This is a genomic window from Nostoc sp., assembly GCF_036919495.1.
GTDB lineage: Bacteria > Cyanobacteriota > Cyanobacteriia > Cyanobacteriales > Nostocaceae > Nostoc.
In genome coordinates this window covers 1-13,896 of the sequence record NZ_JBALBZ010000136.1, presented here as the reverse complement: position 1 = coordinate 13,896, position 13,896 = coordinate 1, and the positions used below count along the sequence as shown (strand labels likewise).

Here is a 13,896-nt window from a genome sequence, read left to right as displayed (position 1 = left end):
ATATTAGGGAGTAGGTTAATACTGAATTAGCGCTCTTTCATCACTCTCACCAGAGTAAAAACATATAATCCTTGCTACGCAAGAGTTTCAGGCAAAACACATGATTCTTCCCATAATGTTAGAAAATAAAGCTTCAAACCCAAGTGCTGTATGAAGTTTAAATGTTGCCTTCGATTTTTATTTCCCCAGAGTGATGGAAGAGCATTAGGGACTATATCGAATGGCACTAAGAAAAGATACAGCCCTTACCCTGACTGGTTCCCAGCCTAAAGGCTGGGAACCCATTCTGGGAGGCTCCGCCTCCAGTAGCTTGACCAGAGGCAGAGCCTATGAGAATACATTCCCAGCCTGGAGGCTCTTAACGAGGCTACACAAGCCTTTGGGCTTTTCTTAGTGCCATTCGGGACTATATTACAATACAGTTCAGTTAAGGATTTTTTCCTTCTCTCTGTGTCCGGCAAGCGGCTTTGCGTCTACGTTAAAAAAATTGGCTTTGACAAAGAAAGAGTTTTAACCTTAACCCAAGCGTATTGACTTATATCATGTCGCTAAATTACCCTTAATTCGCTCCCAAGCCCACCCCACCTACGATCGCTTTCTCTCCTCTCCCCACCACAAGCAAAGAGAAATAGTAAATAAAGGTAAGAATCAAATGAGAAAATTACTTGTAACTGGTTCATCAGGGCTAATTGGCTCAGAAGTTTGTTTGCATTTTGCCAAACAAGGATGGAAAATTCACGGTATAGATAATAACCAAAGAGCCGTTTTTTTTGGAAGCCAAGGAGATACTCGTTGGAATCAATGGCGTTTAGAATCTTTGATTAAAGGTTTTGTGCATCATGAGATAGATATTCGCGATCGCATCAGCATCCTAGAGTTAATCGAGAGTCTCAAACCAGATGCGATCGTCCACACAGCAGCACAACCAAGCCACGATTTGGCTGCGAAGATTCCTTTCGATGACTTTGATACCAATGCTGTAGGAACGTTAAATTTATTGGAAGCAACTCGCAGATTTGCCCCGTCTGCGGCTTTTGTACACATGTCTACTAACAAAGTATATGGAGATGCACCGAATGAAATTCCCATGTTGGAGTTAAACAAACGTTGGGACTATAGTGATTACATTTATAAGCATGGTATCCCGGAATCTTTCCGTATCGATCAATCAAAACACTCTCTATTCGGTGCTTCAAAAGTTGCTGCTGATGTGATGGTTCAAGAATATGGTCGCTATTTTGGGCTGAAAACATGCTGTTTGCGCGGCGGATGTTTGACAGGCCCTAATCATAGTGGTGTGGAATTACATGGATTTCTCAGCTATTTGGTAAAATCCAATTTAGAAGCTCGCACCTATAAAGTGTTTGGTTACAAGGGTAAGCAAGTACGAGACAATATCCACTCTTATGATGTTGCTCGATTTATTGAAGAGTTTATCCAAGCCCCCAAAAGCGGTGAAGTTTACAATTTGGGTGGAGGAAAGGAAAATACCTGTTCCATCTTAGAAGCCTTTGACATTGTTACTTCACTTACTGGCAAAAAGATGCGGTATGAGTATGTAAATAAAAACCGCGAGGGAGACCATATATGTTACTACAGTGACCTGCGGAAAATGAAGCAGGATTATCCCAACTGGTCGATCACCAAACCCTTGCAATTGATATTCTCAGAAATTGTCGGTGCTTGGTCAGATAAACTTACGTATATTGCTTGAGAAGTTTTGGCAACGAGAATCTGAATCAACCGCAATTAGGCAACATAAATCAAAGAATAACTGCATAAGTTGCGAATAATATTTCCTATATCAATAGTAAAAGCAGATTAATTAAATTTTAATTTATGAGCCGTGCTGTATTCCTGAATGTTTCAGCAGCTGGGCATGTGTTCCCAAGCTTCGGTTTAGTAGCAGAACTGATTCACAGAGGTGAAGAAGTTATTTACTATGAAATTCCCAAATTCCAGAAAGAAATTGAGGCATTTGGGGCATCTTTTCGTTTTTATCCACCACTACGAATTGAGGCAGCACCACAAGGCCATAATGATTTTTCGCTAGTACCAGTTTTGACTTGGACTGCTAACGAAATGTTGAGCGCACTTCTGGAATCGGTTCGCGCGGACAAACCAGACTACATTATTCACGACTCGCTGTGTCTTTGGGGAAAACTGATAGCACAGTTGCTCAACGTCCCGGCAGTTAACACTATTGCCAGCGCTGCATTTTGTCCGCGCAGCTTCTATGAATGTCCGCAACTTCAGGAGAAACTACCTGAATTGTTGTCAGAAACATCGCCCGATATCCAGGTGTTTCGTCAATATGAAACAGAACTGCGAGAGACTTACAAAATTCCACCCATTGAATTTATCGATACTTTTACCAATCCAGAACCCTTAAATATTTGTTATTTACCACCGGAACTCCAGCCATATGTCGATAAATTTGACCAAAGCTTTCACTTTGTTGGCCCTTGCGATCCGGTGCGGGCGATCGCATCTGATTTCCCTATGGAACTGTTGCAAAAAGACAAGCTGATCTTGATTTCATTCGGCAGCATTCACGATCCGGGATTAGCTTTTTACAAAAATTGCATAGAGGCGTTTCATAACATCGACGCTCAAGTTCTAATGGTACTGAGTCCAGAGATTAATCCTGCCCAACTGGGGGATGTACCCACAAATTTTATCATTCGAGCTACAGGCACAATTCCCCAACTGAAGATATTAGAACGCACCAGCTTATTTATCATGCACGGTGCGGGAGGTGGCGCACGGGAAGCGGCGTGGCACTCAACCCCCACAATCGCAATTCCTCAAACCTACGAGCAAGAGATAATTTCACGTCGCCTTCAGGAGCAGGGCGCAGGAATCATGATTTTGCCCCAAGATGTCAATTCTGAACGTTTGCGAGAGACGGCACTGAAAATCTTGAACAATGACTCATTTCAGGCAAATAGCGATCGTTTGGGTGATGCTTGTCGGGCAGCTGGAGGAGCAAAGCGGGCAGTGGATGAAATTCTCGGATATGTGGCAATGAGTGGAAGTAAAGGATAAAAAGAGCAGGCAAATCGTCAAGATTAAATCTCAAGTCCACCACAAAAATTAAGTTATATTCATTATGAATTTTTTAGAAACAACTGATTTTGAACTTTTAGAATTACTTCTGGAAGAAGAGGGTATTAACCGCGAAGAAGACAAGTTTCTCATTAAAAAACGTGCTCTTACAGAAACTCCGGCTTCTTTTCAACAAAGACGCTTGTGGTTCCTTCATGAATTGGAACCTACTTCTTCTGCTTATAATATTTGTTCTATATTCCGTTTGGATGGTTCGCTGCAAATAGAGGCTTTGCAGCAAGCTTTTAGACAATTGCAGCAGCGACATGAAAGCCTTCGCACTACATTTATGGCAATTGATGGTGAACCTTGGCAACAGATTCATCCAAATATTTTAACGGATTTAATTTTGGAAGATTGGAGTGATATTGCTGAAGCCGAAATCGAAAAACAAATCTCTGCTGTAGCTAGCTCAGAGACACAATATTCCTTTAATTTGGAAAAAGGGCCGTTAATCAGAACCAAACTTATACGACTAACACCAGAGCAATATGTTTTGGCTCTCACCCTTCATCATATTATTGCTGATGGTTGGTCAATAGGCGTTCTTGTTGAAGAACTGGCTTCTCTTTATCATTTAGCTATCAAGGGTGATGTGACTGCCCTTGGAGAACTGAATATCCAATATGCAGATTATGCTGTTTGGCAACAAGATAAAATTAATAATTTGGTTTTAGACGAACAACTTGCCTATTGGGAAAAACAACTCAAAAATTTACCCGTTCTGCAATTTCCTACTGACTTTTCCCGACCGCGTTTACAATCATTTAAAGGAGATTTAGTCAGTTTTTCCATCCCTGTTTCTTTGACACAGACTATTCGCAATTTCAGCCACCAAGAAAATGCTACCCTCTTCATGACTCTCATGGCTGCTTTTGGGGTTCTTCTTGGGCGTTACTGCGGACAGAAAGATATCCCCGTGGGAACTTCTATTGCCAATCGTCCAGGAATCGATGCGGAAAAACTCATCGGTTTCTTTGTCAATATGTTGGTAATTCGCGCCGACTTATCGGGAGAACCTAGTTTTCGTACTCTTTTAAAAAAAGTCAAAGAAACGATTCTGGAAAGTTTTGAACATTCAGAAGTGCCTTTTGAAGCACTCGTAGATAGATTAAATGTTGAACGAAACACTAGTATCAACCCGCTATTTCAAATTGCTTTTACTCTACTAAATGCCCCAAAACCTCATTTTCAAGCTGGGAATTTGACTGTAACTCCGATCAAAAGTCAAGATGCCGCCCGCTTCGATTTGGAACTTTTTATCTCAGAAAGTGAAAATAATCTCAGTGGTGTTTTCTCATACAATACTGATTTATTTACACGGGAAACAGTAGAACAAATCGCGCGTCACTTTTGTAATTTGCTGGAAAATTTAGTGACGCAACCCGATGTGCCGATAACTCAGTTAGCGATTCTCTCAAATGAAGAATACGCTCAGTTGATGCCTGCAAACCCGCCTGAGAGTTTTCTAGTAGAATTCTGTTTACATGAAGTTTTTAGCCAACAGGCGGCTTTGCATCCAAACAAAACGGCACTGATTTTTGAGAATCAATCCTTAAGCTACGCAGAATTCAACCAACGAGCTAATCGATTGGCACATTATCTTATCCGTTTGGGTGTAAAACCTGAATCACAAGTGGGATTGTGGATGTCTCGTTCTTTGGATCTGATGGTGGCTATCCTAGCAGTACTAAAGGCTGGTGGTACTTACGTTCCCTTTGACCCGGATTATCCTGCGGAGCGTGTCGCCTATATGCTTGAGGATAGCATGGTGTCAGTCTTGCTCACACAGGCAGAATTTGAGACGCAACTACCAAAACACCAAGCCGATCTAGTTTTTATTGATAATTGTGAAGCGGAACTTGTTCAGGAAAAAGCTACCGATCCAGAAGTTAATCTCAATCCAGATAACGCCGCTTATATAATTTACACTTCCGGCTCAACTGGCAAACCCAAGGGAGTTGTTGTTACCCATCGCAACGTTGTACGTTTGATGTTGGCAACCGAACAATGGTTCCACTTTAACGAAAAAGACGTGTGGACTCTGTTTCATTCCTACGCTTTTGATTTCTCTGTTTGGGAAATGTGGGGGGCGTTGTTGTTTGGCGGACGTTTAGTTATTGTCCCCTATTTAGTGAGTCGATCGCCAGAAGAGTTTTACAACTTACTTATTGACGCTAGAGTAACAGTTTTAAACCAGACACCATCGGCTTTCCGCCAATTGATTCAAGCTGAAGAAATCATTTGTCGGGAAAGCGAACTAAATTTACGCTATGTAATTTTTGGTGGCGAAGCTTTGGATTTGTCAAGTTTGGAACCGTGGTTTGAACGTCACAGCGATGATTTTCCCCTATTGGTAAATATGTATGGGATTACAGAAACCACTGTTCACGTTACTTATCGTCCAATTCGCTGGAACGATATCAAGAAGCGTTTGGGAAGTGTTATCGGTAAACCTATTCCGGATCTATCTTTTTATATTCTTGATGCTTATAAACAACCAGTTCCTTTGGGGGTGGTTGGTGAAATTTATGTTGGCGGTGCAGGTGTGGCGCGAGGGTATTTTAACCGCGAGGAATTAACCGCAGAGCGGATGATCGTCAACCCCGCTAACCCGCAAGGAAATAACCGTCTCTACAAAACTGGTGATTTAGCGCGATATCTGCACAACGGAGAAATCGAATATTTGGGGCGTAACGATCACCAAGTTAAAATACGCGGTTTTCGGATCGAATTGGGTGAAATTGAAGGGCTTTTGCAGCGTCATCCGGGTGTGCGAGAAGCTTGCGTAATTACCCAACAGGAAAGTCAACAAGATGTGCGACTAGTTGCTTACATCGTACCTGAGACTGATTTGGCGAAAATACCCGATTATGAAAACTTAACGCGGGAGCAAACTCAAGAATGGCAATATACTTTTGACGAAAACTATAGCGCTAGTGAAACCGAAGCTGATGCAGCTTTTAATATCATTGGTTGGAACAACAGCTATGACGGTCAACCTATTCCTGCCCCAGAAATGCGCGAGTGGCTAAAGAATACATTAACACGCATTCAAACCTTGGCTCCAAAACGCGTCTTGGAAATTGGATGTGGTACTGGAATGATTCTTTTCAATATTGCGCCGGAGGTTGAATCTTATTGGGCGACAGACTTTTCCCAACAAGCGATCGCTCGTCTAGAAAATCTTACTCAGAAACACTCCTTGAGCAATGTTCGCTTGCTTCATCAGGAAGCGAAGGATTTTGCAAATATTCCTTCTGGATATTTTGATACGATTATTATTAACTCTGTAGCGCAGTATTTTCCCTCGATTGAATACTTCCAGCAAGTGATTGCCGAAGCATTACAACAGCTAGCTCCCGGAGGAAGTTTATTTATCGGCGATAATCGCCACCTGCCGACTTTAAACGCTTTTCACGCCAGCATAGCTTGTTTCCAAGCTGCTGATAAAACTGACCGAGAAGCTTTTGCCGCCTTAGTTCGACGAGTTACTCAAAAAGAAAACGAACTCGTTCTCGATCCAGCCTACTTTGTAAATCTACCACAGGTTTTGCCAAATCTAGATCCGGTAGAAGTTCACCTCAAAGCAGAAACCGCACATAATGAACTAACTAAATACCGTTATGATGTGGTTCTTCACAAAAAAGGCAGTTTTGCCAAAGCTCATACCTTTGAACCGATCTGGGAAGACTGGAAGCAAGGAAATCTGCAATCAATTAAGGGGCTAGAGTTGCCCATTGCTTGGCGGGGTGTCCCCAATGCTCGTCTGCTTGAAGACGAAACTATTTTACAGTGGTATCAGGAAAATAACGGAGTCGCTACAGTCGTTGAACTGCGCGAGTTGTTGAACAAGCTGAATCCACAAACAGCTGTTGACCCGCAAAAATTCTATCAACTTGCCCAACAAGCAGGTTGTCAAGTCACGATTAGCTACTCAAAAGATTTTGGTGCTAATTATTTTGATGTTTGCTTCTATACTACAAACGGGGCAAAACCTGTGATGCCTATTACCCAAAATAGCGCCCCCCTGAAACCAACGCAATTATATTGGGTAAATCCCTTAAAAGCCCGTTTTGCCAAGGCGCTGATTCCCGAACTCCAGCAACAGGCACGGGAAGAACTTCCAGAATACATGATCCCTGCCGCTTTTGTGCTGCTGGAGAAGCTGACCATGACTCCAAGCGGCAAATTAGACCGACGTGCTTTACCTGCACCAGAGGTTGTGGAGACAATTGCTAAAGATTCTGATGTTAAATTAACAACCGTCACCCAAGAACGCTTAAGTAAAATGTGGAACGATGTACTTGGAGGGTCGCGCATCGGACTAACGGACAATTTTTTCCAAATGGGCGGACATTCCCTACTGGCGACGAAACTGATTTCTCGAATTCGGGAAGAATTTGATTTAGCCTTTCCTTTGCGAACAATTTTTGAATATCCTACCTTCGTTGCTCTTGCAGAACAAATTGATTTGCTCGCTACTAAGACGCAGAATCAGACAAATCAGAACGTTCAGATATCAAAAATTGCTCAACGTGACAACTTACCACTCTCTTTTTCTCAGCAAAGACTGTGGTTCCTCGACCAGTTAGAGGCGAATAATCCTGCTTATAACATTGCGGTAGGCTTCCGCATGGACGGATGTTTAAATCAACAAGCGTTTGAGCGCAGTTTGCAGGAGATAGTCCAACGGCATGAGGTATTACGCACAAAATTTTCTCAGGATGCTAGTGGTAATCCCGTGCAAATTATCAACGAATCAAATGATATATCGCTGTTGATTACCGATTTCAGGTACTTCCAAAACAAAGAAGAGATACTCAAACAAGCAGTGATATCGGAGTCTGTGCGTCCGTTTAATCTTCAAACTGGGCCCTTGCTTCGCGTCTATCTCTATAAGTTGGCTGAGGATGACCATGTATTTATAGCAGTGATGCATCACATTATTTCCGATGCTTGGTCATTTGGAGTAATGGTGCAAGAATTGTCTGCGATTTATACGGCATTTTGTACAGGTAAGGAATCACCTTTAGCACCACTCTCTCTACAATACGGTGATTTTGCTAGCTGGCAACGTACTACCTTTGAAAAAACCCAACTTTCACAGCAACTTGATTATTGGAAGCAGGAACTCGCCGGAGAATTAGAACCCTTAGAATTGCCAACAGATTATCCCCGTCGCGCGATCGCTTCTTATCAGGGTCGTGAAATTCCTTTCGTAGTAGACCGCAAAAACTACGAAGGCTTGAAGCAGTTCTGTGAATCTCAAGGCGCTACCCTGTTCATGGGATTGTTAGGGGTGTTTAAGACTCTGTTGATGCGTTATTCTGGACAACACGACTTGTTAGTTGGAACCCCGATTGCTAATCGCAACCGTAAAGAAATCGAACAGCTAATTGGCTTTTTTGTCAATACTTTAGTTATCAGAACCGATGTCCAAGACAATCCGTCGTTTGCAACGTTGCTGGAACGGATTAAAGAGAAAACCTTGTCAGCCTATGCCCATCAAGATTTGCCTTTTGAGAAACTGGTGGAAGAGCTTCAACCAGAGCGTTCCCTGAGCCATAACCCCTTGTTCCAAGTGATGTTTGTCTTGCAGAATGCACCGATCGGAAATTTGGAACTGCCCAATCTCAGGCTGACTCATTTGGAAATGGAAAGCGTCACCGTCAAGTTTGATTTAACTCTGTCGATGATGGAGACAGAAAAGGGACTTGAGGGCGCGTGGGAATATAATACTGATTTGTTTGCACCAGCAACTATTGAGCGGCTGGAGAAGCATTTTCAGACTTTGCTAGCAGGCATTGCTGTCAATCCTTGGTTGCATCTTACAGAATTGCCTCTACTGCCAGCAAGCGAGCAACATCAGTTGTTGGTGGAATGGAACCAAACTCAGAAGTCTTATTCCCAAGATTTATGTATCCATCAGTTGTTTGAAAATCAGGTGCAACAGATACCAGAGGCTATAGCAGCAGTATTTAAGGAGCAACAGCTTACCTACCGAGAGTTAAACGAGCAAGCAAATCATTTGGCGCACTACCTGCAATCCTTGGGCGTAGGGCCAGAGGTGCTAGTGGGTCTCTGCATGGAGCGCTCTTTAGAAATGATTGTTGGGCTGTTGGGAATCCTGAAAGCTGGCGGGGCTTATCTGCCTTTAGACCCGCAATTACCCCAGCAACGTTTGACCTTCATGCTAGAGGATTCCCAAACGTCGGTGTTGTTAACTCAGAATCATTTGCTACCAGAACTACCCGAATATCAAGGACGTGTAGTTTTCTTAGATACAAGCTGGCAAGAAATTTCTCAGGAAACCAAGGAGAATCTAGTTAGTCAGGTTAATCCCGATAATTTGGCTTATTTGATTTACACCTCTGGGTCTACTGGCAAGCCCAAGGGAGTAATGATTCAACATCAGTCTTTAGTAAATTATACGCAGGGGCGAATTCGGGAATGCGGGTTCAGCAGTGGAGAGCGTTTTCTCCAGTTTGCATCTATTAGTTTCGATGTCGCAGTTGCGGAAATTTATTCTTGCCTGGTATCCGGCGGAACCTTAATATTGCGTACCAATGAAATGTTGAGTTCCGTGGCAGCTTTCATGCAAAACTGCCGGGATTATGGCGTGACGATATTGGATTTGCCAACAGCATACTGGCAGCAAGTGACTTTTGAATTAACACTTGGAAATTTGCTGTTACCTGAGTCCTTGCGTCTGGTCGTGATTGGAGGTGAGCGGGCACTTCCAGAACAAGTAAATGCCTGGAAAAAGTGTGTGGGTGAATATCCCCAACTGGTGAACGAATACGGCCCTACGGAAGCTACAATATCGGCAACCATCTGCAATTTGTCAGAGTTAGAACTGGATGGGCGAGAGATCCCAATTGGGAAACCATTACAAAACTTACTCGTGTATCTGCTAGATCGAGAACTGCAACCCGTTCCGATCGGTATTCCAGGCGAGGTATATATTGGCGGTGTTGGTTTGGCTAGAGGCTACTATGATCGCCCGGATTTAACAGCATCCAAGTTCATCCCTAACCCATTTAGCGATCGAGAGGGTGCCCGCCTTTATAAAACAGGAGACTTAGCCCGTTATCTACCCGATGGCAAGATTGAATTTTTGAACCGCCTTGACAATCAGGTAAAAATTCGCGGTTTCCGCATCGAACTAGGAGAAATTGAAACTTTGTTGAGCCAGCATCCAGAAGTGCGGGAAATAACAGTTATTGATCGGGAAGACCAACCAGGTAACAAGCAGCTTGTCGCCTACGTTGTCCCCCATTTGAATCCACCTAGCGCGATCGCACTGCGCCAGTTTTTGAAAGAAAAGTTGCCTGAGTACATGGTGCCATCAGCATTTGTATTCTTAGAGGCTATGCCTTTAACGCCCAACGGCAAGGTTAACAGAAAAATATTACCTGCGCCAAGCACTGATGGGAAAGCACGTTTGAGCAAACGGATTCTACCTCGCACACCATTAGAACATAAATTGGTGGAACTGTGGGAAGAAGCACTTCAGGTGAGTTTGATTGGTGTCACCGATAATTTCTTTGAACTGGGGGGTCATTCTCTGTTGGCGATCCGTTTGATAGCCCAAATCGAAAAGCAATTAGGGTACAGCCTTCCCGTCGTCAGCTTTTTCCGTGAGGGAACTGTAGAAAAGATTGCCCTCCACTTAGAAGGCGAGAGTAAACCAAGTAATACCGATGTTTTACTGACCTTGCAACCCAAAGGCGATCGTTTACCTCTATTTCTCGTACACCCAGGAGCCGGTTATGCCTTGTCCTACTCAATTTTTGCAAGCATTCTCGGCAAAAAACAACCGCTTTACGCCTTTCAAGCACCTGGTTTAGATGGCGAACAACAGCCTTTAGATTCCATTGAAGCAATGGCTTCTACTTACATCAAAGCGATGCGAGAAATAGTTCCAAACGGGCCCTATTTGCTGGGAGGCTACTCTTTTGGCGGACTAGTTGCCTTTGAAATAGCATCTCAATTGGAAGCCGTAGGAGAAAGAATTGAAAATCTCTTAATTATCGATACCCATCCCCCCTTACCCAACATGGAAAAAGAGGCATCGTTAGATGACGAAGCTGTTCTCCTTGCCTTTATGGTGAAACAGATTGGACTTCACTTTAACGAATCTGTAAATGTTTCCTCAGAAGAGCTTGCAGTTTTAGATACAGAAAAACGATTTGAGTATGCGTTGCAACTGTTGCAATATCATGAAATCGTTCCTCCTAATTCTGGAAAGAATCTTGTGCAGGGATTACTTAACGTTTACAAAGCCAACATGCAGGCGAGTCTTTGCTATCAACCAAAACCAATTAAATCTCCTCTATGCCTGTTCAAAACTGTTGCACTCACGCAACAGTTTCCCGATGATGAAAGTACAGGTTGGCAGGAATTAACCAGCAAGCAGGTGCGCGTCAAAAGCATCATCGGAGAGCATGAGAATCTGATGAGAGAACCTTATGTCAAAGACTTGACTGCGGCTATTCAAGAAATTTTGTTGGTTAATACCAATTCAAAAAATGTTTACGACAATAAACTTTAAAGATTTTTCCTCACTTCAGAAAAATTAGCGAGTTTTCATCAGCACAAACAAGCAAATATTTTTACCTAACTAGGAGATAGATTGATGCAGAATACTCAAAATAAACATCGAAAGTTTTCTCTGACTCCAGAGCAGCTAGCGAGCTTCCATGAACGAGGGTATGCAGGCCCTTTTACCTTATACCAGCCGGAAGAGATGAAAGCACTGTGGCAGCGTGAGCGCATTGAGATACTTGATCGTAGCAAGGCTATCTATCAAGATAGCGACGCGATTTCAGGAGCTACTAATATTTCAAACTATGATCGCCATCTTGACCTTTCCTTTTTGGCTGATCATATATCTCGCCCAGAAATTGTTGACAGAGTAAGCAGTGTTTTAGGACCTGATGTTTTGTGTTGGCGCAGTGAGTTCTTTCCAAAGTATCCAGGTGACGAAGGTACTGATTGGCATCAGGCAGACACATTTGCTAATGCTTCCGGATCACCTCAAATCGTATGGCCAGATGCCGAAGATTTCGGTGGCACAATAACTGTGTGGACAGCGTTCACTGAGGCGACTATAGAAAACGGCTGCCTTCAGTTCATTCCAGGCACCCATCGTACAATGTACTACGACGAAAGTAAACGAATGCACTATAATCAGGATCAAATCAATACAATCAATAAGGAAGCCGTTCAGCGAGGCTTCTTTGGATACGACTATCGCCAGTTACAAATCGATCCAGATTGGAAACCAGAAGAATCAAAAAGCGTGTCCATGATTATGCGCCCTGGACAGTTCATTTTGTTCTGGTCAACGCTAATGCATGCTTCGCACCCTCATAGTGGAAAGACAAAACAAATGCGATTGGGCTACGTCGCTCGCTATGTACCGACCTCAGTGAGAATCTATCCTGATACTGAGGTTGTAACAGAATATGGTGGCAGTATTAAGTTAGAAAAATACGGTGGTGTGTTAGTCTCAGGAAAAAACGATTTCACTCATAATCGGATTGTGACACATACCACAAGAGGAAAGGCTTTCACGAGCAATTTGTGTCAAGAGTAGGAAACTCTTATAACCTGAGGTGAATAGATGAATAAGATCGCTGGTGAACGAGTTTGCCTAGCTGAGAAGTTGAGGCTGATCGAGAGATATTGGGACCCGAAAATCGTTGGGGAACTCAATGGTCAGTTTATCAAGTTGGCCAAGTTTAAGGGCGAGTTCGTTTGGCATCGCCATGACAACGAGGATGAGTTCTTCCTGGTGATCAAAGGGGAGCTAAAGATCAAGTTAGAAAATAGTGAGCTTGTTCTTCGAGAAGGGGATTTCACGATTATAGCTCGAAGTATTCAGCATCTTCCCTTTGCTGAAGAGGAAGTTCATGTCCTTCTATTTGAGCCAAAATCCACGGTAAATACTGGAGAGGTAATGAATGAGCTTACTGTTGACTGCGAATGGCTCTGAATACCTAAAAGATGAGAGATCAGAACTTGGTTGACGCACGAGTGTGCTGAGTAAAGGAACTTTCAAATAAAAAAATATCCCACTGTTCACAGTCAACAGTCAGCAACTTCAAGTGGGATAATTTATTTCTTGGAGTTCCCAAAGAAGTGCCTCGGCAAGCGAGTAAATTAAAAATTACTAAATACTGAACTTAAATGCGTAACAGCTTATTAAGATTTTTAGCATAGCATCTGTGAGCTTTTGACTTCACTCTGATACGAATGGCACTAAGAAAAGCCTAAAGGCTTGTGTAGCCTCGTTCCCAGCCTGGAGGCTGGGAACGGATTCTGAGAGGCTCTGCCTCTGGTCAAGAAAGAGGAGGCGGAGCCTCCGGGAATGGTTTCCCAGCCTGGAGGCTCGGAACCAGTCAGGGTAAGGGCTGTATTTTAACTTAGTGCCATTCCACTCTGATCTTAAACTTACATCTGTGATAATTTTGTTTTGGGTGCGGCTCTTATCAAAAGACGATAATCTGATAAAGAGTAGAAATCAGAGTGCTGTACTCATAAGCTTTGGAGACAATTATCAGAGCAAAAAGACAGGCTCGCTATTCTGAAAAAAGAGACAGTTGTGGGTGGGAATAGATGGAAGCATCCACGGTAAATGAAGGATTTTTCACAGAAGCACGCTCACTATTTGAAGAAATAGTAGCCCAGGGCAAACGCATCTTATTTACTAATAAAAACTAAGGGAGATTCCAAAATGACATCGATAATTGTAAAAGATGATTGAATGATAAATAAAAT

The 13,896-nt window shown here is 42.9% G+C and carries 5 protein-coding genes; all 5 read left to right on the top strand.

Annotation, left to right across the window (positions count from 1 at the left end):
* Window positions 1–652: 652 nt before the first annotated feature.
* The 5 genes from V7K25_RS19095 (at window position 653) to V7K25_RS19075 (ending at window position 13,111) form a co-directional block, all read left to right on the top strand.
* Window positions 653–1,714, top strand: a complete 1,062-nt coding sequence (locus V7K25_RS19095) for an NAD-dependent epimerase/dehydratase family protein (protein ID WP_335160082.1) — start codon at window positions 653–655, stop codon at window positions 1,712–1,714.
* A 125-nt stretch (window positions 1,715–1,839) separates the two neighbouring features.
* On the top strand, window positions 1,840–3,048 hold the full coding sequence (locus V7K25_RS19090; protein WP_335160081.1) for a macrolide family glycosyltransferase: 1,209 nt from the start codon (window positions 1,840–1,842) through the stop codon (window positions 3,046–3,048).
* 64 nt (window positions 3,049–3,112) lie between these two features.
* Window positions 3,113–11,665: an amino acid adenylation domain-containing protein gene (locus V7K25_RS19085; RefSeq protein ID WP_335160080.1), complete on the top strand. Its 8,553-nt coding sequence runs from the start codon at window positions 3,113–3,115 to the stop codon at window positions 11,663–11,665.
* An 84-nt stretch (window positions 11,666–11,749) separates the two neighbouring features.
* Window positions 11,750–12,712, top strand: coding sequence for a chlorinating enzyme (locus tag V7K25_RS19080; RefSeq protein ID WP_335160079.1), 963 nt, complete (start codon window positions 11,750–11,752; stop codon window positions 12,710–12,712).
* 27 nt (window positions 12,713–12,739) lie between these two features.
* Window positions 12,740–13,111 carry a cupin domain-containing protein gene (locus tag V7K25_RS19075; protein ID WP_335160078.1) on the top strand — a complete coding sequence of 124 codons (372 nt, stop codon included), beginning with the start codon at window positions 12,740–12,742 and terminating at the stop codon, window positions 13,109–13,111.
* Window positions 13,112–13,896 lie beyond the last annotated feature (785 nt).

Bases quoted from the DNA above. Each gene is read 5' to 3' on its own strand.
- V7K25_RS19095 (WP_335160082.1), top strand. From the start codon at position 653: ATGAGAAAATTACTTGTAACTGGTTCATCAGGGCTAATTGGCTCAGAA.
- V7K25_RS19090 (WP_335160081.1), top strand. From the start codon at position 1,840: ATGAGCCGTGCTGTATTCCTGAATGTTTCAGCAGCTGGGCATGTGTTC.
- V7K25_RS19085 (WP_335160080.1), top strand. From the start codon at position 3,113: ATGAATTTTTTAGAAACAACTGATTTTGAACTTTTAGAATTACTTCTG.
- V7K25_RS19080 (WP_335160079.1), top strand. From the start codon at position 11,750: ATGCAGAATACTCAAAATAAACATCGAAAGTTTTCTCTGACTCCAGAG.
- V7K25_RS19075 (WP_335160078.1), top strand. From the start codon at position 12,740: ATGAATAAGATCGCTGGTGAACGAGTTTGCCTAGCTGAGAAGTTGAGG.